Origin of the sequence: Pseudomonas sp. PDM27, assembly GCF_019219205.1 — a bacterium.
In the GTDB taxonomy this organism is placed as follows: Bacteria; Pseudomonadota; Gammaproteobacteria; order Pseudomonadales; family Pseudomonadaceae; genus Aquipseudomonas; species Aquipseudomonas laurylsulfatiphila.
Genome location: NZ_JAHUWF010000003.1, coordinates 251,538 through 269,281, shown reverse-complemented (window position 1 = coordinate 269,281; position 17,744 = coordinate 251,538). Strand labels below are relative to the sequence as shown.

At 61.4% G+C, this 17,744-nt stretch carries 24 protein-coding genes; 7 read left to right on the top strand and 17 right to left on the bottom strand.

Annotation, left to right across the window (positions count from 1 at the left end; genetic code table 11):
- Nucleotides 1-37 precede the first annotated feature (37 nt).
- Complete coding sequence (gene rpoH, locus KW838_RS09070; RefSeq protein WP_007975386.1) at nucleotides 38-892, top strand: RNA polymerase sigma factor RpoH; 855 nt, start codon at nucleotides 38-40, stop codon at nucleotides 890-892.
- 159 nt (nucleotides 893-1,051) lie between these two features.
- Here the strand turns inward: rpoH and mtgA are convergent, their stop codons facing one another.
- On the bottom strand, nucleotides 1,052-1,774 hold the full coding sequence (gene mtgA, locus KW838_RS09065; protein ID WP_218500930.1) for a monofunctional biosynthetic peptidoglycan transglycosylase: 723 nt from the start codon (nucleotides 1,772-1,774) through the stop codon (nucleotides 1,052-1,054).
- Nucleotides 1,775-1,848: 74 nt separating this feature from the next.
- On the opposite strand from mtgA, the gene KW838_RS09060 reads away from it, so the two are divergent.
- The 4 genes from KW838_RS09060 (at nucleotide 1,849) to trmB (ending at nucleotide 4,204) form a co-directional block, all read left to right on the top strand.
- Nucleotides 1,849-2,220 (top strand): DUF423 domain-containing protein, encoded by a 372-nt coding sequence (locus tag KW838_RS09060; protein WP_218500929.1) that lies wholly within the window; start codon nucleotides 1,849-1,851, stop codon nucleotides 2,218-2,220.
- A 193-nt stretch (nucleotides 2,221-2,413) separates the two neighbouring features.
- Entirely contained in the window at nucleotides 2,414-2,614 is a 201-nt protein-coding gene (gene thiS, locus KW838_RS09055; protein ID WP_160386128.1) for a sulfur carrier protein ThiS, read from the top strand.
- Nucleotides 2,615-2,674: 60 nt separating this feature from the next.
- Complete coding sequence (locus KW838_RS09050; RefSeq protein WP_007975390.1) at nucleotides 2,675-3,469, top strand: thiazole synthase; 795 nt, start codon at nucleotides 2,675-2,677, stop codon at nucleotides 3,467-3,469.
- A 9-nt stretch (nucleotides 3,470-3,478) separates the two neighbouring features.
- Complete coding sequence (gene trmB, locus KW838_RS09045; RefSeq protein ID WP_057398140.1) at nucleotides 3,479-4,204, top strand: tRNA (guanosine(46)-N7)-methyltransferase TrmB; 726 nt, start codon at nucleotides 3,479-3,481, stop codon at nucleotides 4,202-4,204.
- A 130-nt stretch (nucleotides 4,205-4,334) separates the two neighbouring features.
- Here trmB and KW838_RS09040 read toward each other — a convergent pair whose 3' ends face one another.
- The 10 genes from KW838_RS09040 to KW838_RS08995 form a co-directional block, all read right to left on the bottom strand.
- Nucleotides 4,335-4,658: a DUF3392 domain-containing protein gene (locus KW838_RS09040; protein WP_218500928.1), complete on the bottom strand. Its 324-nt coding sequence runs from the start codon at nucleotides 4,656-4,658 to the stop codon at nucleotides 4,335-4,337.
- A gap of 9 nt (nucleotides 4,659-4,667) precedes the next feature.
- Nucleotides 4,668-5,873, bottom strand: coding sequence for a radical SAM family heme chaperone HemW (gene hemW / locus KW838_RS09035; RefSeq protein WP_256358783.1), 1,206 nt, complete (start codon nucleotides 5,871-5,873; stop codon nucleotides 4,668-4,670).
- Nucleotides 5,870-6,466: an RdgB/HAM1 family non-canonical purine NTP pyrophosphatase gene (rdgB, locus tag KW838_RS09030; RefSeq protein WP_007975395.1), complete on the bottom strand. Its 597-nt coding sequence runs from the start codon at nucleotides 6,464-6,466 to the stop codon at nucleotides 5,870-5,872. The genes hemW and rdgB overlap by 4 nt, the downstream gene beginning before the upstream one ends.
- The gene (locus tag KW838_RS09025) at nucleotides 6,463-6,897 is read right to left on the bottom strand and encodes a DUF4426 domain-containing protein (RefSeq protein WP_102699963.1); all 435 of its coding nucleotides are present in this window, start codon (nucleotides 6,895-6,897) and stop codon (nucleotides 6,463-6,465) included. The genes rdgB and KW838_RS09025 overlap by 4 nt, the downstream gene beginning before the upstream one ends.
- Before the next feature lie 26 nt (nucleotides 6,898-6,923).
- Nucleotides 6,924-7,544: a methionine biosynthesis protein MetW gene (gene metW / locus KW838_RS09020; protein ID WP_007975398.1), complete on the bottom strand. Its 621-nt coding sequence runs from the start codon at nucleotides 7,542-7,544 to the stop codon at nucleotides 6,924-6,926.
- 7 nt (nucleotides 7,545-7,551) lie between these two features.
- Nucleotides 7,552-8,691: a homoserine O-acetyltransferase gene (locus tag KW838_RS09015; RefSeq protein WP_015097209.1), complete on the bottom strand. Its 1,140-nt coding sequence runs from the start codon at nucleotides 8,689-8,691 to the stop codon at nucleotides 7,552-7,554.
- A gap of 184 nt (nucleotides 8,692-8,875) precedes the next feature.
- Nucleotides 8,876-9,169 carry a DUF167 domain-containing protein gene (locus KW838_RS09010; RefSeq protein WP_102699961.1) on the bottom strand — a complete coding sequence of 98 codons (294 nt, stop codon included), beginning with the start codon at nucleotides 9,167-9,169 and terminating at the stop codon, nucleotides 8,876-8,878.
- A 4-nt stretch (nucleotides 9,170-9,173) separates the two neighbouring features.
- On the bottom strand, nucleotides 9,174-9,764 hold the full coding sequence (locus KW838_RS09005; protein ID WP_007975402.1) for a YggT family protein: 591 nt from the start codon (nucleotides 9,762-9,764) through the stop codon (nucleotides 9,174-9,176).
- A gap of 10 nt (nucleotides 9,765-9,774) precedes the next feature.
- Nucleotides 9,775-10,593 (bottom strand): pyrroline-5-carboxylate reductase, encoded by an 819-nt coding sequence (gene proC, locus KW838_RS09000; protein WP_218500927.1) that lies wholly within the window; start codon nucleotides 10,591-10,593, stop codon nucleotides 9,775-9,777.
- A 35-nt stretch (nucleotides 10,594-10,628) separates the two neighbouring features.
- Nucleotides 10,629-11,315: a YggS family pyridoxal phosphate-dependent enzyme gene (locus tag KW838_RS08995; protein ID WP_015097206.1), complete on the bottom strand. Its 687-nt coding sequence runs from the start codon at nucleotides 11,313-11,315 to the stop codon at nucleotides 10,629-10,631.
- A 56-nt stretch (nucleotides 11,316-11,371) separates the two neighbouring features.
- Between KW838_RS08995 and KW838_RS08990 the strand changes: the two genes are divergently transcribed.
- A complete protein-coding gene (locus KW838_RS08990; RefSeq protein ID WP_218500926.1) occupies nucleotides 11,372-12,406 on the top strand; it encodes a type IV pilus twitching motility protein PilT in 1,035 nt (344 codons plus the stop codon).
- 65 nt (nucleotides 12,407-12,471) lie between these two features.
- On the opposite strand, the gene KW838_RS08985 is transcribed toward KW838_RS08990, so the two are convergent.
- Entirely contained in the window at nucleotides 12,472-13,092 is a 621-nt protein-coding gene (locus tag KW838_RS08985) for a C40 family peptidase (protein WP_104450138.1), read from the bottom strand.
- Between the two features lie 251 nt (nucleotides 13,093-13,343).
- On the opposite strand from KW838_RS08985, the gene KW838_RS08980 reads away from it, so the two are divergent.
- Nucleotides 13,344-13,763, top strand: a complete 420-nt coding sequence (locus tag KW838_RS08980) for an NINE protein (RefSeq protein WP_102699957.1) — start codon at nucleotides 13,344-13,346, stop codon at nucleotides 13,761-13,763.
- Between the two features lie 57 nt (nucleotides 13,764-13,820).
- Here KW838_RS08980 and KW838_RS08975 read toward each other — a convergent pair whose 3' ends face one another.
- From KW838_RS08975 to KW838_RS08955, 5 genes are all read right to left on the bottom strand, one after another.
- Nucleotides 13,821-15,092 (bottom strand): dihydroorotase, encoded by a 1,272-nt coding sequence (locus KW838_RS08975; protein ID WP_218500925.1) that lies wholly within the window; start codon nucleotides 15,090-15,092, stop codon nucleotides 13,821-13,823.
- Nucleotides 15,089-16,108, bottom strand: a complete 1,020-nt coding sequence (locus KW838_RS08970) for an aspartate carbamoyltransferase catalytic subunit (protein ID WP_104450136.1) — start codon at nucleotides 16,106-16,108, stop codon at nucleotides 15,089-15,091. The genes KW838_RS08975 and KW838_RS08970 overlap by 4 nt, the downstream gene beginning before the upstream one ends.
- 27 nt (nucleotides 16,109-16,135) lie before the next feature.
- A complete protein-coding gene (gene pyrR, locus KW838_RS08965) occupies nucleotides 16,136-16,639 on the bottom strand; it encodes a bifunctional pyr operon transcriptional regulator/uracil phosphoribosyltransferase PyrR (protein ID WP_218500924.1) in 504 nt (167 codons plus the stop codon).
- A 79-nt stretch (nucleotides 16,640-16,718) separates the two neighbouring features.
- Nucleotides 16,719-17,156: a Holliday junction resolvase RuvX gene (gene ruvX, locus KW838_RS08960; protein ID WP_218500923.1), complete on the bottom strand. Its 438-nt coding sequence runs from the start codon at nucleotides 17,154-17,156 to the stop codon at nucleotides 16,719-16,721.
- Nucleotides 17,156-17,728 (bottom strand): YqgE/AlgH family protein, encoded by a 573-nt coding sequence (locus tag KW838_RS08955; protein ID WP_015097200.1) that lies wholly within the window; start codon nucleotides 17,726-17,728, stop codon nucleotides 17,156-17,158. Before KW838_RS08955 ends, ruvX begins: the two co-directional genes overlap by 1 nt.
- Between the last annotated feature and the right edge of the window lie 16 nt (nucleotides 17,729-17,744).

Here is a 17,744-nt window from a genome sequence, read left to right as displayed (position 1 = left end):
TGAACTGCACGAGTTTGTAAGTCGGAGGTTTTTTCGTATGACCAATTCTTTGCAACCTGCATATGCTCTGGTCCCGGGTGCGAACCTGGAGGCCTATGTGCACACCGTCAACAGCATTCCATTGCTGTCGCCGGAGCAGGAGCGTGAACTGGCCGAGAGTCTCTATTATGAGCAGGATTTGGGGGCGGCTCGGCAGATGGTGCTCGCCCACCTGCGTTTTGTCGTACATATCGCCCGTAGCTATTCCGGCTACGGCCTGGCTCAGGCTGACCTGATCCAGGAAGGCAACGTCGGCCTGATGAAGGCCGTGAAGCGCTTCAACCCGGAAATGGGCGTGCGCCTGGTGTCCTTTGCCGTGCACTGGATCAAGGCGGAAATCCACGAGTTCATCCTGCGCAACTGGCGCATCGTGAAGGTCGCGACCACCAAGGCCCAGCGCAAGCTGTTCTTCAACCTGCGCAGCCAGAAGAAACGCCTGGCCTGGTTGAATAACGAGGAAGTTCATCGCGTCGCTGAAAGCCTGGGCGTAGAGCCTCGGGAAGTGCGCGAGATGGAAAGCCGCCTGACCGGCCATGACATGGCCTTCGACCCGGCTGCCGAAGCGGACGACGACAGTGCTTTCCAGTCGCCGGCCAACTATCTGGAAGACCACCGGTACGATCCGGCCCGTCAACTGGAGGACGCCGACTGGAGCGACAACTCCAACCACAACCTGCACGAAGCGCTGGAGGTGCTGGACGACCGTAGCCGTGACATTCTCTACCAGCGCTGGCTGGCGGAAGAAAAAGCCACGCTGCACGACCTGGCGCAGAAGTACAACGTGTCGGCCGAGCGTATTCGCCAGCTCGAGAAGAGCGCGATGAACAAGCTCAAGTTGTCGATCGCTGCGTAACTGGCGGGCAGGCAGTAAAAAAACCGAGCAGTGATCCTGTGGGAGCGAGCTTGCTCGCGATGAGGTCCGAACATTCAATACATAAGTTGAATGTCAGGCCGTCATCGCGGGCAAGCCCGCTCCCACAGTGGTTTTCAGGGCCTGAAGAATTGTGATCGGTTATTGAGACCAAGGTGCCCGACGCGAATCGTTCAGGCCCACCAGATAGCTATCCCCGCCCAACTGGCTCATCTGCTGTCGAATCCAGCCCGCTCGCCGCGAAACGTATGAAGTCGGATGGCTTGCGCTCCAGACCCGTGGGTTTGGCAGTACGGCGGCCAACAAGCTCGATTGCTGACGGCTGAGGTTCCTGGCGCTCACACCAAAATGATGCCGTGCCGCAGCCTCCGCGCCAAACACCCCGTCATCCCACTCGACACTGTTGAGGTACACCTCAAGAATCCGCTGCTTGGGCCAGAACACTTCGATCAGTCCGGTGAACCAGGCTTCCAGGCCTTTGCGCAGCCAGCTGCGGCCAGACCACAGGAACAGGTTTTTCGAGACTTGCTGGCTCAGGGTGCTGGCACCACGGATCGAACCGCCGCGCTCGTTATGGGCAAACGCCGCCTGAATCGCGCCGATATCGAAGCCCCAGTGCTCCGGGAATTTCTGGTCTTCGCCGGCAATCACCGCGACTTTCAGGTCGTCGGAGATCTCGTCCCAGGGTTTCCAGGTCCGTTGCAGGTCGATGGGTTCGCCGTCAATCCAGGATTCGATCTTGCGCTCGATCATCAGTGTCGTCCCCGGAGGCGGCACCACGCGAAAGATCAGCACCAGCAATACGCTGCCACCCATGAACCAGAGCACGGCCTTGGAGAAATGACGGAAATAGATACGCAGCATAGAGATGGCTTGGCCGAACCCGTTGAGCGGGCCATTATACAGACCCTTTGGATCGAAACTGACTGGAGTTCTGCATGCTGCGTGGCTTTCTGATGCTGGCCGCTTTTTTCGGCTTCACCGGTGTCGGCCTAGGGGCCTTTGCCGCCCATGGCCTGAAGAGCCGCCTGAGCGCCGAGTACCTGGCGATCTTCCACACTGGCGTCACCTATCAACTGGTGCACGCCTTGGCGTTGCTCGGTATCGCAGCGCTGGCCACGCAAATTCCCGGTCGACTCGTCACCTGGGCCGGTGCGTCGTTTGCCATCGGTATCCTGCTGTTCTCCGGCAGCCTGTACATCTTGACGCTGACCGGCATCAGCAAACTCGGCATCATCACGCCTTTCGGCGGTCTGGCCTTCCTGGTCGGCTGGCTCTGCCTGGGCCTTGCCGCCTGGCGCCTGACCTGATCCGGAATACGACCTCATGTAGGAGCTGCCGCAGGCTGCGATCTTTTGATCTTAAAAAACAAAAGGCAAAAGATCGCAGCCTGCGGCAGCTCCTACATGAAATGCACGAATCGCATTTCAAGACGAATGGCTTGGGTCAGCCTGACTGATCGGGCTAGAATGCCTGCCCCAAAAAATGATGGCGGCATCCGGCATGCGCATTCAGTTGAACGGCGAATCCTTTGAACTGCCCGACGGTGAAACCGTTGCGGCCCTGATCACCCGTCTGGACCTGACCGGACGCCGGGTGGCGGTCGAACTCAATCTGGATATCGTCCCGCGCAGTCAGCATGCAGACACCACGTTGAACGACGGCGATAACGTCGAAGTGGTGCACGCCATCGGCGGCGGCTAGTAGTCTCGGCCGAGAGGCCACAGAATTCTGCAAGTACCTCACCCCTACAGAGGATTTCCCATGAGCATCGTTCGCAGCGACAAGCCTTTCGTCCTGGCCGGTCGTACTTACCAGTCGCGTTTGCTGGTCGGTACCGGCAAGTACCGTGACATGGAAGAAACCCGCCTGGCCATCGAAGCCTCGGGTGCCGAGATCGTCACCTTCGCCGTGCGCCGCACCAACCTCGGTCAGATCGAGGGCGAGCCGAACCTGCTCGAAGTGCTGTCGCCGGATCGCTACACCTTCCTGCCGAACACCGCCGGTTGCTACGACGCCATCGAAGCCGTGCGCACCTGCCGCCTGGCCCGTGAGCTGCTCGACGGCCACAACCTGGTGAAGCTGGAAGTGCTGGCCGATCAGAAAACCCTGTTCCCCAACGTGATCGAAACCCTCAAGGCCGCCGAAACGCTGGTCAAGGAAGGCTTCGACGTGATGGTCTACACCAGTGATGACCCGATCATCGCCCGGCAATTGGCGGAAATCGGCTGTATCGCGGTGATGCCGCTGGCCGGTCTGATCGGTTCAGGTCTGGGGATCTGCAATCCGTACAACCTGCAGATCATCCTCGAAGAAGCCAAAATCCCGGTGCTGGTGGATGCTGGCGTCGGTACCGCTTCCGACGCCACCATCGCCATGGAACTGGGTTGTGATGCGGTGCTGATGAACTCGGCCATCGCCCACGCCCAGCAGCCGGTCATGATGGCTGAAGCCATGAAACATGCGATCGTCGCAGGCCGCCTGGCTTACCTCGCCGGCCGTATGCCGAAAAAACTCTATGCCAGCGCCTCTTCGCCGCTGGATGGTCTGATCAAGTAAGAGCCATTGATGACTGAATCGAACGACACGCCTATCCAGACGGAAGAAGGCGACGAGCGCCAACACCGCCGCATCAAGAGTTTCGTGATGCGCGCCGGGCGCATGACCGAAGGCCAGCAACGCGGCCTGGAGCAGGGCGCGCCGCTGTTCGTGCTGCCGCTGGCCGACGCGCCGGTGGACTTCGACCAGGTGTTCGGTCGCTCGGCACCGCGCTCGCTGGAAATCGGTTTTGGCATGGGCCATTCGCTGCTGGAAATGGCAGCGGCTGCACCGGACCAGGACTTCATCGGCGTCGAGGTTCACCGTCCGGGTGTCGGGGCGCTGCTCAATGGCGTGCTGACCCAGGGGCTGACCAACCTGCGAGTCTACGATTGTGATGCGATCGAAGTGCTCAACCGCTGCGTGGCCGATAACAGCCTTGATCGCCTGATGCTGTTTTTCCCGGATCCGTGGCACAAGAGCCGTCACCACAAGCGCCGTATCGTCCAGGCGTCCTTCGCCGAGCTGGTGCGCAGCAAGTTGAAGGTCGGCGGTATTCTGCACATGGCCACCGACTGGGAACCGTACGCCGAGTACATGCTGGAGGTGATGAATGTCGCCCCGGGTTACCGCAACCTCGCCGAAGACGGCAAGTGCGTACCGCGCCCGGCCGAGCGCCCGATCACCAAGTTCGAACGCCGTGGCGAACGTCTTGGGCATGGTGTGTGGGATTTGAAGTTCGAAAAACTGGCTTAAACTGCAATACAAAACAATGTGGGAGCGGGCTTGCTCGCGAAGGCGTCGTGTCAGTCGACATTAATGTTGTCTGATACACCGCTTTCGCGAGCAAGCCCGCTCCCACAGTCGTTTTGTGTGTGCTGCAGGGTCAGCGGCGATCCGCGACCACGCCAATCAACACCAACACCACCAACAACACCGGCGCCAGGCTGTAGTTGTTGAACTGGTTCAAGCCGCGCACGACCCATGGCGTGGCGTAGATCAGCGCCGCGCCGCTGCCGATCATGCACAGCAGGGACATCAGCGGCACGCGCAAGGCGCCGGCGATGCTGCCCAGGCGCTGCTCGACCCAGCCTTTGAAATCCGCACCAAACAGCACCAGCAGGCAGCCCACCAGGGCCAGGGCGATTTCCGAGAGGTTGCTGCGGCTCCAGCGAGACACGGTGGCAAGCAGGTCGAGTACCAAATCCATTCGATTTCCTTATGTCAGAAATTTCTGCAGCAAGTCGTTGAGGAAGAGTTGTCCGCGCATCGTGGCTACCAGGCGTGACGGTTCGACCTGCAACAGGCCGCTTTGTTCGGCTTCACGTCGGCTTTCAGCAAGGCTTTCCAGGGGCATGCCGGTACGTTCAGGGTACAGCCGCGATTCTACGCCTTCAGTCAGGCGCAGCGCGTTCATCAGGAATTCGAACGGCATTTCATCGTTGCCCAGCGCTTTCTCGCCGGCCCGGAAGCTTTTCGCCGGATTCAGGTAGTCCTTCGGCAGGCGGGTTTTCCAGGTGCGGACAATGCGCCCGTCCGGGTGACTGAGCTTGCCGTGGGCACCGGCGCCGATGCCGATGAAGTCGCCAAAACTCCAGTAGTTGAGGTTGTGTCGCGCCGGGCGACCGGGCAGGGCATAGGCCGAGACTTCGTACTGTGCGTAGCCGTGTTCAGCCAGCAGCGCTTGCCCGGCCTCCTGGATGTCCCACAGCGTGTCGTCTTCCGGCAGTGTCGGCGGCTGGTTCCAGAACACCGTGTTCGGTTCCAGGGTCAGTTGATACCACGACAGGTGTGTCGGTTTCAGGGCGATGGCTGTGCGCAGGTCGGCCAAGGCATCGTCCAGGGACTGATTCGGCAAGCCGTGCATCAAGTCCAGGTTGAAGTTGTCGAACCCGGCCTGCCGCGCCATGCCGGCGGCACGTACGGCTTCGTCGCCGTTGTGAATCCGCCCCAAGGCTTCAAGCTTTTCTTGCTGAAAACTCTGGATGCCGATCGACAGGCGATTGATCCCCAGTTTCCGGTATGCCACGAACTTGTCTTGCTCGAACGTACCCGGATTGGCTTCCAGCGTGATTTCGATGTCGCTGGCAAAGGGGATGCGTTGTTCGACGCCTCTGAGCAAGCGACCCAGGGAATCGGCACTGAACAGGCTCGGCGTGCCGCCACCAAAGAAGATCGAGCTCAGCTCACGGCCATAGACGGCGTGCAGGTCCTGGTCGAGATCGGCCAGCAACGCGTCGACATACTCTTCCTCCGGCAGCACAGGGCTGGCGGTGTGGGAGTTGAAGTCGCAATAAGGGCATTTGCGCACACACCACGGGATGTGGATGTACAGCGCCAGGGGCGGCAACACAGGCAGTGCCGCCCGGGGCGATGAAGCATCGCCGCCGAAGATCAGCGGCGACGCGGATGATTCACGGGTCATTTCAAGCCCAGACGCTGGCGCAGCAGATCCATTGCACGGGCGCGGTGGCTGATCTGGTTCTTGTCGGCCGGGCTCAGCTCGGCGCTGGAGCAATCGCGCTCCGGCACCCAGAACAGCGGGTCGTAGCCAAAACCGTGTTCGCCGCTGGCCTGGGTCAGGATTCGCCCGTGCCACAAACCTTCGCAGAGGATCGGCAACGGATCGTCGGCATGACGTACCAGTGCCAGCACGCAGACGAACTGCGCCCCACGCTCGGCTTCAGGCACGTCTTTCAACACGTCGAGGAGCTTGGCGTTGTTCGCCGCATCGCCCTTGCCGTCGGCATAACGCGCCGAGTAGATACCCGGCGCACCGCCGAGGAAATCCACCGCCAGCCCGGAATCGTCGGCCAGCGCCGGCAAACCGGAAATGCGCGCGGCATTACGGGCCTTGAGGATGGCGTTCTCGACGAACGACAGGCCGGTTTCTTCAGGTTCGACGCTGCTGAACTCGCCGATCGAGCGCAGATGCACCGACTCGCCGAGCATGGCCTGGAGTTCTTTGAGTTTGCCGGCGTTATGGCTGGCCAATACGAGTTGCGTGAAGTTGATCATTGGCCAGGGAAGAGCTCTTGGTTGAAATTGATGGTGTTGATTTTGTCACCGGTCTGCACCTTGATGTCGAAGGTGCGGACTTCCTGCTGATCCACCGGATATTGTGCGATGTAGTAGATCGCGCCTTGTTCGGTGATCTGTTTGAACTGCAGTGGCACGGTCTGGCTGGTCAGGTCTTTGACCGAACCGCTCACCTGGGCCATCAGTGGCTTGCCTTCCTTGAGCACCGAGACATTGATCACGCCCTGGTTCTTGCTGCGGATCAGTTCGGCGGACTTGGCAATGTCCGGGGTCAGGTAGGTGGAGTTGAACGTGTTGTAGTGCACCGTCACGTCGCCAAAGGTTTCCTGGCGCTCGCCCTTGATGGCTTCGGCGCCCATGGCGGTGACGCTCAGGCAGGCAGTGAGTAGAAACAAAGCAAGACGACCCATGATCGTTCTCCTTGAAATAGGGTGGATCAGACCGCGACCTTGTGGTCGGAAAGTCCCGGACTGCTGACGCGGTAGATTCCGATCTCACCTAACAGATTAGGCCATAGCTTACTGGCCCACCCGTGCCGATGCTGTTGATCCACGGCAAGCCGATCAATGACCTTCGCTTCACGTTCGCGACACAAGGCTTCAAAGTCCGCGAAGGTGCAGAAGTGGATGTTCGGCGTGTTGTACCAGGTGTACGGCAGGAACTCGGAAACCGGCATCCGGCCCTTGCTCGCCAGGTACCAGCGGCAGCGCCAGTGACCGAAATTGGGGAAGGTGATGATGCACTGACGGCCCACGCGCAGCATTTCTTCGAGGATCTTGTCCGGGTAGTGCACGGCTTGCAGGGCCTGGGTCATGACCACGATGTCGAAACTGTTGCTGGCGAAGTTGCCCAGGCCCTTGTCCAGGTCCTGTTCGATGACGTTGATGCCCTTGGCCACGCACTCGGCGATGTTGTCGGCGTCGTTTTCCAGGCCATAACCGGTGACTTGCTTGTTATCGCGCAGCCAGGTCAGCAGTTCGCCATCGCCGCACCCGAGGTCGAGCACGCGGCTGCCGGCGGGGATCCATTCCTGGATGATTTCCAGATCAGCTCTCATGGCTTTCTCACAGCGTAATGCGGTTCATGTAATTGCCGAATGCCTGCAGGTAGCGCGGGATCGGAATCAGGAAGGCGTCGTGGCCTTGCGGTGCGTCGATCTCGAGGTAGCAGACGTCCTTGCGCGCGGCCATCAGTGCGTCCACCAGCTCGCGCGAGCGGGCAGGGGAGAAGCGCCAGTCGGTGGTGAACGACATCACGCAGAACTTGGCTTTCGCACCTTCGAAGGTTTTCGCCAGGTTATCGTCGAAGTTCGCCGCCGGATCGAAGTAATCGAGCGCCTTGGTCATCAACAGGTACGTGTTGGCATCAAAGCGCCCGGAGAACTCTTCGCCCTGATAGCGCAGGTAGCTTTCGACCTGGAACTCGACGCTGTGGAAGTCGTAGTTGAGCTTCTCGCTCTTCAGGCCGCGGCCGAATTTTTCGCCCATGGAGTCGTCGGACAGGTAGGTGATGTGCCCGACCATCCGCGCCAGCATCAGGCCGCGCTTGGGGATCACGCCCTGTTCCTGGAACGAACCGCCGTGGAATTCAGGGTCGGTGAGGATCGCTTGGCGCGCCACTTCGTTGAACGCGATGTTCTGTGCCGACAGCTTGGGGGCCGAGGCGATGGCCAGGCAGTGACGGATGCGGTCGGGGTAGGTGATGCTCCATTGCATCGCTTGCATGCCACCGAGGCTGCCGCCGATCACGGCCGCGAACTGGGCGATGCCGAGGCGATCGGCCAGGCGCGCCTGGCTGTGGACCCAATCTTCGACGGTCAATACCGGGAAATCGGCGCCGAACGGCTTGCCGGTGTCCGGGTTGATGCTGCTCGGGCCGGTGGAGCCGTTGCAGCCGCCGAGGTTGTTCAGGCTGACCACGAAGAACTTGTTGGTATCGATCGGCTTGCCGGGGCCGATGCAGCTGTCCCACCAACCGGGTTTGCGGTCGTCGGCGCTGTGATAGCCGGCAGCGTGGTGGTGCCCGGACAAGGCGTGGCAGATCAGCACGGCATTGCTCGCCGTGGCGTTGAGCGTACCGTAGGTTTCGTAGATCAGGTCATAGGCCGGGAGCGAACGACCACAGGCCAAAGCCAGCGGCTCGCTGAAGTGCGCCACTTGCGGCGTCACCAGACCAACAGAATCGGGGGGAAAGGCAGCTGGCATCGACCCTGCTCTCATTGAAATGAGGCGTAAGTCTAAAGACCGCTGGGGTTAGCGGCAAGCAAAGGCCGGGCCTGATTTCTTTCAGTAAGTCCGAGGTGCGCCATTCGCGAGCAAGCCCGCTCCCACAGAGGAACGCATTCCCCTGTGGGAGCGGGCTTGCTCGCGAAGGCAGCGCCTCGGTATATCAGTTCTGTCGCGCCAAACCAGGCAAGTCCGGCAACTTCTTCGGCGAGCAAATGCGCACCCGTTTCTGCCGGTTCAACTCGCCACTGATCAAGCTGACCTGGCTCTTGGACACGCCAAAGGCCTTGGCCAGAAACGCCATCAGGTACGCGTTGGCCTTGCCCTCGACTGGCGGCGCGGTCAGGCGGATCTTCAGGCGATCACCGTGCAGCCCGGCGAAATCATCGCTACGGGCTGCCGGTTGCAGGTGACACTCCAGAATCAGGTCGTCACCGTCCCAGCGAAACCAGCTCACCGGGTCAGATCAGCACGCGGAGGATTTGCGGCATCATGGTCAAGGCGGCGAGGTTGTTGATCACCAGCATGTCGATCAGTTTGATCGCCAGGAACGCAAAGATCGGCGACAGATCAAGCCCGCCCAGGTTTGGCAGGAACTTGCGGAATGGCGCCAGGGCCGGCTCGCAGACGTCGTTCACCAGTTCGGCGCCCGGGTTATGGCTGCCCGGTGCGACCCAGGACAGGATCACGCTGATGATCAGGGCAAAGAAGAAGATGTTCAGGAATAGCGCGGTCACACCGATGATCGACCAGATCAGCAGTTGCAGCGGATTGCCGGTGGTGCCGTAGGTCAGCAACAGGGTCAGGGCCATCAGGGCCAGTTGCACCAGGATCGCCAGCACCAGCGAGGACATGTCCAGGCCGAACACGCTCGGGATGATCCGGCGCAGCGGCTTGAGCAGGGGCTGGGTGGCCTTGACGATGAACTGGCAGATCGGGTTGTAGAAGTTCGCCCGCACCAGTTGCAGCACGAAGCGCATCAGCACGATCAGCAGGTACAGGCTGCCGAGGGTTTGCAGCACGTAGACCGCTGCGGTGTTCAATCCAATCATGAAAAGCTCCTTATTGACCCAGTTGTTCGGCCATCTCGGCCGAGCGATGCGCGGCAGCGCCGAGTGCTTTTTCGACCAGGGCTTCAAAACCATTGGCCTGGAACGACTTGATTGCAGCTTCAGTAGTGCCCGCAGGGGAGGTGACACGGCGGCGCAGCTCGGCTGCGTCGACGTCGCTGGAGACCGCCATGTGCGCGGCGCCCAGTGCGGTTTGCAGGGTCAGTTGCGCGGCGATGTCCGCCGGCAGGCCAAGTTTCACGCCGGCGGCGGTCATGGCCTCGATCAGCAGGAAGAAATACGCCGGGCCCGAGCCGGAAACGGCGGTGACGGCATCCAGTTGCTGCTCTTCATTGAGCCATAAGGCGATGCCGACCGCAGACAGCAGCTCCTGGGCTTGCTGACGCTGTTCGGCGCTCACTTGGGCTGTTGCGAACAAGCCGCTCACGCCCTGACGCAGTAGCGCCGGGGTGTTGGGCATGCAGCGCACGATCGGCTGGGCGCCAAGCCAGTTGTTCATGCTGGCGCAGGTGATGCCTGCGGCAATCGACACCACCAGTTGATGGGGCTTGAGGCTTGGGCGAATCGCTTCGCACACGGCTTTCATCGCCTGCGGCTTGACCGCAAGGACGACGACGTCGGCGCCGTCGATGGCCTGGGCGTTGTCGGCGAAGGTTTCGATGCCGTGTTCAGCGCTCACGCGGGCGCGGGTTTCTTCGCCCGGATCGCTGGCGCGGATCTGCGCGGCTTCCAGACCCTTGGCCCGCAGGCCGCCGATCAGGCTGGCGGCCATGTTGCCGGCACCGATAAAGGCAATACGCGTCTTGCTCATGTCAGGTCCTTATAAAGAAGAGAGTCGGTCATGGGTTATGGCCGATCGTAATCGCGGGCGCCAAACAGGGCCGTACCGATACGGACCCAGGTGGCGCCCTGGGCAATGGCCGACTCAAGGTCGTGGCTCATGCCCATGGAAAGTGTGTCGAGTGGCAGGTTCAGGCTGGCTTGCAGGCTTTGCACGGCCGCAAACGCGGCGTCCTGGGCGGCGCGATCTTCGGTCGGCTCAGGGATGGCCATCAGCCCGCGCAACGTCAGGCGCGGCAGGGCGCTGATGGCACTGGCCAGGGCCGGCAGGTCAGCCGGGGTGCAGCCGGATTTGCTGGCTTCACCGCTGACGTTGACCTGAATGCAGATATTCAGGGGCGGCAAATCGGCAGGACGTTGTTCGGACAGGCGTTGTGCGATTTTCAGGCGATCCACGGAATGCACCCAGTCGAAGTGCTCGGCGATAGCACGAGTCTTGTTCGATTGAATGGGGCCGATGAAGTGCCAGATCAAGGGCAGGTCGGCCAGTTCAAGCTGTTTGCCCAGCGCTTCCTGCAGGTAGTTCTCGCCAAAGTCGCGCAGGCCGGCGGCGTAGGCTTCACGCAGGTCCTGTGCAGGTTTGGTCTTGCTCACGGCCAGCAGATGGACGCTGTTTTCGGCGCGATTGGCGGCAAGTGTTGCGGCATGGATGCGCGAACTAACTTCGAGAATGTTGTCTGCTATGGTGGACATCAAGAGGCGCCAGCGGTCTGAAGGTTCGCGGCATTCTACTGGAATTGAGAGGCGCTATGGATATCACTGAACTGCTGGCGTTCAGCGCCAAACAGGGGGCGTCGGACCTGCATTTGTCTGCTGGCCTGCCGCCGATGATTCGGGTGGATGGCGATGTGCGGCGCATCAACCTGCCGGCCTTGGACCACCAACAGGTGCAGGCGCTGATCGATGCCATCATGAACGACACCCAGCGGGCGGACTTTGAGAAGCATCTGGAAATCGACTTTTCCTTTGAGGTGCCCGGTGTGGCGCGTTTTCGGGCCAATGCGTTCAATCAGAGCCGTGGCGCGGGTGCGGTGTTTCGCACCATTGCGGCGAAAGTGCAGAGCATGGACGAACTGGGCATGGGAGAAGTGTTTCGCAAAATGACCGACGCTCCCCGCGGCCTGGTGCTGGTGACCGGCCCGACCGGTTCCGGAAAATCCACCACGCTGGCGGCGATGATCGATTACCTCAATAACCATCGCCATCACCACATCCTCACTATTGAAGACCCTATCGAGTTTGTCCACGAGCCACGCAAGTGCCTGATCAACCAGCGTGAGGTCCACCGCGATACCCGCAGCTTCGCCACGGCCCTGCGCTCGGCGTTGCGGGAGGACCCGGACGTGATTCTGGTGGGGGAGATGCGCGATCTGGAAACCATACGCCTGGCGTTGACCGCCGCCGAAACCGGCCATCTGGTGTTCGGCACGCTGCACACCACGTCGGCGGCGAAGACCATTGACCGGGTGGTGGACGTGTTTCCGGGGGACGAGAAGTCAATGGTGCGCTCGATGCTCTCCGAGTCGCTGCTGGCGGTGGTGTCCCAGACGCTGGTGAAGAAGGTCGGCGGCGGGCGCATCGCGGCCCACGAGATCATGCTGGGGACGTCGGCGATCCGCAACCTGATCCGCGAAGACAAGGTGGCGCAGATGTACTCGGCGATTCAGTCGGGAGGGGCGTTGGGCATGCAGACGCTGGATATGTGCTTGAAGGACCTGGTGAACAGGGGGTTGATCAGTCGTGATCATGCGCGGGAGAAGGCGCGGTCGCCGGAGGGGTTTTGAGGAGGATGCTTGGTGCTTTCAAGGGCCTCTTCGCGAGCAAGTCGGATCGCGGCGGGAATTTCAAATCAGCGCTGAACAACCCGCATCTGATTCGGCTCTTTCGGCAGAACCCGCTTGGCAACCACGTAGTGGTTTTCCCAGTACGGTTTCTTCAAGGTGTCGATGCTCACCGACTTGCCGCGACGTGGCGCGTGGATGAAACGGTCATTGCCCAGGTAAATGGCGACGTGATTGACCCGACGGCTCTTGATGTTGAAGAAAATCAGGTCGCCCGGCTTCAGGTCGTTGCGATCGACTTTCTCCCCATGACCGCTGGCCATGGCATTGGAGGTGCGTGGCAGGTCGAACGTGGCGTCGTTGAACGCGTATTTCACCAGGCCGCTGCAGTCGAAGCCTTTGCTTGGGCTGCTGCCGCCCCAGCGATAGGGAGTGCCAAGGACGTTTACGGCGCGGCTCAGCACGTCGCTGCTTTCCTTGGTGCCCATCGGTGGAACCAGGCCGCTTTTGCTGTTGGCCAGGCTTGGAGCATATTTGGCGGATTTCTTGTCTTTGCTCGAAGGAGCAGAGACATGGGATTTAGGGGTGTAACCATTAACGTTAGGAAGACGTTGCTCACGATTGGTGGCGTGGGCGGCCAGTGGCATCAAAAGGCAAATGGTTAGCCATGTCTTGAAAAATGAACGCATTAGGCAAGGCTCTTAATAAGTTAGCGCGCAACTTTATAACAGCTTTTTTGCCGCTTCCGAGGCCGTTGGTCGATTCAACCTGGGGGACAATGGTGGCAAAAAAGCGGCAAAATGGCGCAATTGTCGGACAGAAGTCCGGTGTTACAAGGCTTTGACGGGAGTGAAGGTAGCATTTGCCATACGTCGGGTGCCTGTAAAAAAGTCACAAAGAATTGAAGAATATTTATCTATCGTGTGAATCGAGGTCATTCATGAACCCCTATCAACAGACTTATCCGCAGCAAGACACCCACAGCAAAGTGATCGGTTATTTGCTGTGGATTTTCGGATTTACCGGCGCTCACCGCTTCTATTACGGCAAGCCGGTGACCGGGACGATCTGGTTCTTCACCTTTGGTTTGCTGGGCATCGGCTGGCTGATCGACCTGTTCCTGATCCCGGCGATGGATCGCGAGGCTGACCTTCGGTTTACCGCGGGGCCCATCGAATACAACGTGGCGTGGATTCTGCTGACGTTTCTCGGGGTGTTCGGTGTGCACCGGATGTATCAGGGGAAATGGATCAGCGGGCTGCTGTACCTGCTCACCGGCGGGTTGTTCTTTCTCGGGGTGCTGTATGACTTCTGGACGTTGAATGACCAGGTGTCCGTGCGTAACGCGCAGCGTCGATAAGCGAAGCGCAAAAGATCGCAGCCTGTAGGAGCTGCCGCAGGCTGCGATCTTTTGTTTTCAAGCCTGGTGGCTAATGCGCCCATCCACCAGGGTGTAACGCACCACACCCGGCAAGCTGTGGCCAATGAACGGGCAGTTCTCGCCCTTCGACAACCAGGTTTCGCCCGCGACGGTCGAGGCCGCCGGGTCGAACAGCACGATGTCCGCCGCGCCACCCACCGCCAGTTTGCCTGCCGGCAGGCGCATGGCCTCGGCAGGGCCGGCGCTCAGGCGCTTCAGCAACGTCGGCAGGTCCAGCAAGCCGTCTTCGACCAGGGTCATCGCCAGTGGCAATAGCAGTTCAACGCTGCTGATGCCCGGCTCGGTGGCGCCGAACGGTGCCAGCTTGGCGTCACGCTCATGGGGTTGGTGATGGCTGGAGATGGCCGAGATCACGCCGGATTTCACCGCTGCGCGCAGGCCATCGCGGTCGGCGCGGGTGCGTAGCGGCGGCTGGACGTGATACAGGCTGCTGAAGTCGATCAGGGCTTCGTCGGTCAGGATCAACTGGTACAGGGCGACATCCGCGGTCACCTTCAGGCCTCGGGCCTGGGCCTGGGCGATCAGTTCCACGCCGCGGGCACTGGTGAGCTGGCTGAAGTGCGCGCGCACGCCGGTCTGTTCAACCAGCAGCAGGTCCCGGGCCAGGGCGACGGTTTCGGCGCTTTCCGGGATGCCCGGCAAGCCAAGGAAACTGGCGGTCGGGCCTTCGTGAGCCAGACCGCCTTCGGCCAGGTCGTGATCCTGGGAGTTGAAAATCACCGTCAGGTCGAAAGTGGCCGCGTAGTCCAGTGCCCGGCACAGGGTGCGGGTGTTGCGGAAGCTCTCCAGGCCGTTGCCGAAGGCCACGCAACCGGCGTCGCGCAAGGCAACCAGCTCGGCCAGTTGCTCACCGTCCAGGCCTTTGCTCAGGGCGCCAATCGGGAAGACTTTGGTGTTACCGGCCTCACGGGCGCGGTCGAGGATCAGTTCGGCCACCGCCGAGGTGTCCAGCACCGGTTTGGTCTTCGGCGGGCAGCACAGGCTGGTCACGCCGCCAGCCGCCGCCGCGCGGGTTTCGCTGACAATCGAGCCTTTGCGGCTGTAACCCGGCTCGCGCAGGGCAACGTTGAGGTCGACCAGGCCGGGAGCGGCCACCAGGCCTTTGGCGTCGATCGTGTCGACGGCGACAAAACCGGCGGGCGCCGCGCCAAGGGCGACGACTTTGCAGGCTTCAATGTGGATATCGGTCACTTGATCCAGGCCGCTGGCCGGATCGATCACGCGGGCGCCGAGAATGCTGAGCTTCACTGTGCGTTCTCCTGTTCGAATTGGCCCTGCTCGAATTGACGCTGCGCAGTCTGCCCGCTCATGGCCATGGACAGCACGGCCATACGAATGGCGATCCCGTAGGTCACCTGGTTGAGGATCACCGAGTGCGGGCCGTCGGCCACTGCCGACTCGATTTCCACGCCGCGGTTGATCGGCCCCGGGTGCATCACGATGGCATCGGGTTTGGCGCCGGCCAGGCGCGCGGTGGTCAGGCCGAACAGGCGGTAGAACTCGCCCTCGCTCGGCAGCAGGCCGCCGGTCATGCGTTCACGCTGCAGACGCAACATGATCACCACGTCGACGTCCTTCAGGCCTTCGGTCATGTCGGTGTAGACCTTCACGCCGTATTGCTCGATGCCGATCGGCAGCAGGGTCTTCGGCGCGATCACGCGGATGTCCGGGCAACCGAGGGTTTTCAGGGCCAGCATGTTCGAGCGCGCTACCCGCGAGTGCAGGATGTCGCCGACGATGGCCACCGAAAGGTTTTCGAAACCGCCCTTGTGCCGGCGAATGGTGAGCATGTCGAGCATGCCCTGGGTCGGGTGCGCGTGCCGGCCGTCACCACCGTTGATGATCGCCACTTGCGGGCAGACATGCTCGGCGATGAAGTGCGCGGCACCGGAGTCACCGTGGCGCACGACGAACATGTCGGCGGCCATGGCTTCCAGGTTGCGCAGGGTGTCGAGCAGGGTTTCGCCCTTGCTCGCGGACGACGTGGACACGTTGAGGGTGATCACGTCCGCCGAGAGCCGCTGGGCCGCCAGTTCGAAGGTGGTGCGGGTACGGGTCGAGTTCTCGAAGAACACATTGCACACGGTCTTGCCGCGCAGCAACGGGACTTTCTTCACGGCCCGGGCGCCGACTTCGAGGAAGGAGTCGGCAGTGTCGAGGATTTCCGTCAACAGCTCACGGCGCAAACCGTCGAGCGAGAGGAAGTGGCGCAGCTGGCCCTGATCATTGAGCTGCAGCGGGCGCTTGGTGTCTAGAGGCGTCATCGCAAGGGGGACTCTCAATAGGGCGAATTAAAGGGCGAGGTCTTGCAGTTCGAGCGCGAGTTCCGGGCCGGACAGCTTCACCCGTTCGTGGGCGGCCAGCGACAGGGTCGCGCCCACCACGTTCGGGCGGATCGGCAGTTCGCCGGCGTCCAGGTCCAGCATGCACACCAGCGTCACGCTGGCCGGGCGGCCGTAGTCGAACAGTTCGTTCATGGCGGCGCGGATGGTCCGGCCGCTCATCAGCACGTCGTCGATCAGCACCAGGTGCTGGCCTTCGATCTCGAACGGCAGCGCCGAAGGGCGAACCTGCGGGTGCAGGCCGTTCTGGCTGAAATCGTCGCGGTAGAAGGATACGTCGAGGGTGCCGAGGGGCTCATTGCTGCCCAATTCCTTGAGCAGGGCCTGGGCCACCCAGACGCCGCCGGTACGAATGCCGACGAAACGCGGGTCGCTGATGCCACGGTGTTCCAGGTGGGCCTTCAGGCGCGTGGCCATCTGGCTGATCAGTTCGGCGGGATTGGGCAGGCTCATGGTTGCTCCTTCTTGGGCCCGAGCCGGGTTTCACGCGAGGTGGCTCGGGTTGTAGCTAAGAGAGACGCATCGCGGCTCTTCAGGATTCGAACAGTGCGCCATTTTCGTCGAGCCAGCCTTGCAGCAGCAGGGCGGCGGCGATGGCGTCGACCGGGTTGTCGCGGTAACTGCCTTTCTGGCCGCCACGAGCCAGGCGTTCGCCCTTGGCCTCGAAGGTGGTCAGGCGTTCATCGTGGGTATAGAAGGGCAGGTTGAAGCGGCCGTTCAGGCGCCGGGCGAACTTTTCCGCGCGGGCGCACATGTCGCTGGGCGTGCCGTCCATGTTCAGCGGCAGGCCGACCACCACGGCATCGGGTTTCCACTCGTTGATGAGGGCTTCGACCTGGTTCCAGTCAGGAATGCCGTTCTGCGCTTTCAGGGTGCATAGCTCACGGGCCTGGCCGGTAATCACCTGGCCGACCGCAACGCCGATCTGTTTGGTGCCGTAGTCAAAACCCAGAATCAGCTTCAGGGCCATCAGGCGTGCCCCGCCTGGCTGGTCAGCAGGCTGAGGTTGACGCCCAGGTGTCTGGCGGCCGCTTCCAGGCGAAGTTCGCTGCTGGTGTTGAACAGGATGTCGGCGTCAAACGGGCAGTTCAGCCAGGCGTTCTGCGCCAGTTCGGCCTCCAGTTGCCCGGCTTCCCAGCCGGCATAACCGAGGGCGATCAGGCTTTTTGCCGGGCCGACGCCGTCAGCGATGGCGAACAGGACGTCCTGGGACGTCGACAGGGACAACTCATCTTCCAGATCAACGGTCGCCTGGAAACTCTGCCCCTTGGGGTGAAGGACGAAGCCGCGATCGGTTTGCACCGGGCCGCCGATGAAGATCGGCACATGCTGGCAGAGCGCTGGTGGTTCGATTTCCGGGCGTAATTGCTCAAGGATATCGGCCAGATTCAGCTCTTGCGGACGGTTGACCACCAGCCCCATGGCACCATTGGCCGTGTGCTCGACGATGTAGGTCAAGGTGTGCGCAAAGTTCGGGTCGGCCATGTGCGGCATGGCGATCAGGAATTGATGCTTGAGGTAGCTGGGGCTGACGTTTTTCATGTGCGCTAGTGTGGCG

Excerpts from the sequence above, each read along its gene's own strand:
- rpoH (WP_007975386.1), top strand. The coding sequence starts at position 38 with ATGACCAATTCTTTGCAACCTGCATATGCTCTGGTCCCGGGTGCGAAC.
- mtgA (WP_218500930.1), bottom strand. The coding sequence starts at position 1,774 with ATGCTGCGTATCTATTTCCGTCATTTCTCCAAGGCCGTGCTCTGGTTC.
- KW838_RS09060 (WP_218500929.1), top strand. The coding sequence starts at position 1,849 with ATGCTGCGTGGCTTTCTGATGCTGGCCGCTTTTTTCGGCTTCACCGGT.
- thiS (WP_160386128.1), top strand. The coding sequence starts at position 2,414 with ATGCGCATTCAGTTGAACGGCGAATCCTTTGAACTGCCCGACGGTGAA.
- KW838_RS09050 (WP_007975390.1), top strand. The coding sequence starts at position 2,675 with ATGAGCATCGTTCGCAGCGACAAGCCTTTCGTCCTGGCCGGTCGTACT.
- trmB (WP_057398140.1), top strand. The coding sequence starts at position 3,479 with ATGACTGAATCGAACGACACGCCTATCCAGACGGAAGAAGGCGACGAG.
- KW838_RS09040 (WP_218500928.1), bottom strand. The coding sequence starts at position 4,658 with ATGGATTTGGTACTCGACCTGCTTGCCACCGTGTCTCGCTGGAGCCGC.
- hemW (WP_256358783.1), bottom strand. The coding sequence starts at position 5,873 with ATGACCCGTGAATCATCCGCGTCGCCGCTGATCTTCGGCGGCGATGCT.
- rdgB (WP_007975395.1), bottom strand. The coding sequence starts at position 6,466 with ATGATCAACTTCACGCAACTCGTATTGGCCAGCCATAACGCCGGCAAA.
- KW838_RS09025 (WP_102699963.1), bottom strand. The coding sequence starts at position 6,897 with ATGGGTCGTCTTGCTTTGTTTCTACTCACTGCCTGCCTGAGCGTCACC.
- metW (WP_007975398.1), bottom strand. The coding sequence starts at position 7,544 with ATGAGAGCTGATCTGGAAATCATCCAGGAATGGATCCCCGCCGGCAGC.
- KW838_RS09015 (WP_015097209.1), bottom strand. The coding sequence starts at position 8,691 with ATGCCAGCTGCCTTTCCCCCCGATTCTGTTGGTCTGGTGACGCCGCAA.
- KW838_RS09005 (WP_007975402.1), bottom strand. The coding sequence starts at position 9,764 with ATGATTGGATTGAACACCGCAGCGGTCTACGTGCTGCAAACCCTCGGC.
- proC (WP_218500927.1), bottom strand. The coding sequence starts at position 10,593 with ATGAGCAAGACGCGTATTGCCTTTATCGGTGCCGGCAACATGGCCGCC.
- KW838_RS08995 (WP_015097206.1), bottom strand. The coding sequence starts at position 11,315 with ATGTCCACCATAGCAGACAACATTCTCGAAGTTAGTTCGCGCATCCAT.
- KW838_RS08990 (WP_218500926.1), top strand. The coding sequence starts at position 11,372 with ATGGATATCACTGAACTGCTGGCGTTCAGCGCCAAACAGGGGGCGTCG.
- KW838_RS08985 (WP_104450138.1), bottom strand. The coding sequence starts at position 13,092 with ATGCGTTCATTTTTCAAGACATGGCTAACCATTTGCCTTTTGATGCCA.
- KW838_RS08980 (WP_102699957.1), top strand. The coding sequence starts at position 13,344 with ATGAACCCCTATCAACAGACTTATCCGCAGCAAGACACCCACAGCAAA.
- KW838_RS08970 (WP_104450136.1), bottom strand. The coding sequence starts at position 16,108 with ATGACGCCTCTAGACACCAAGCGCCCGCTGCAGCTCAATGATCAGGGC.
- pyrR (WP_218500924.1), bottom strand. The coding sequence starts at position 16,639 with ATGAGCCTGCCCAATCCCGCCGAACTGATCAGCCAGATGGCCACGCGC.
- ruvX (WP_218500923.1), bottom strand. The coding sequence starts at position 17,156 with ATGGCCCTGAAGCTGATTCTGGGTTTTGACTACGGCACCAAACAGATC.
- KW838_RS08955 (WP_015097200.1), bottom strand. The coding sequence starts at position 17,728 with ATGAAAAACGTCAGCCCCAGCTACCTCAAGCATCAATTCCTGATCGCC.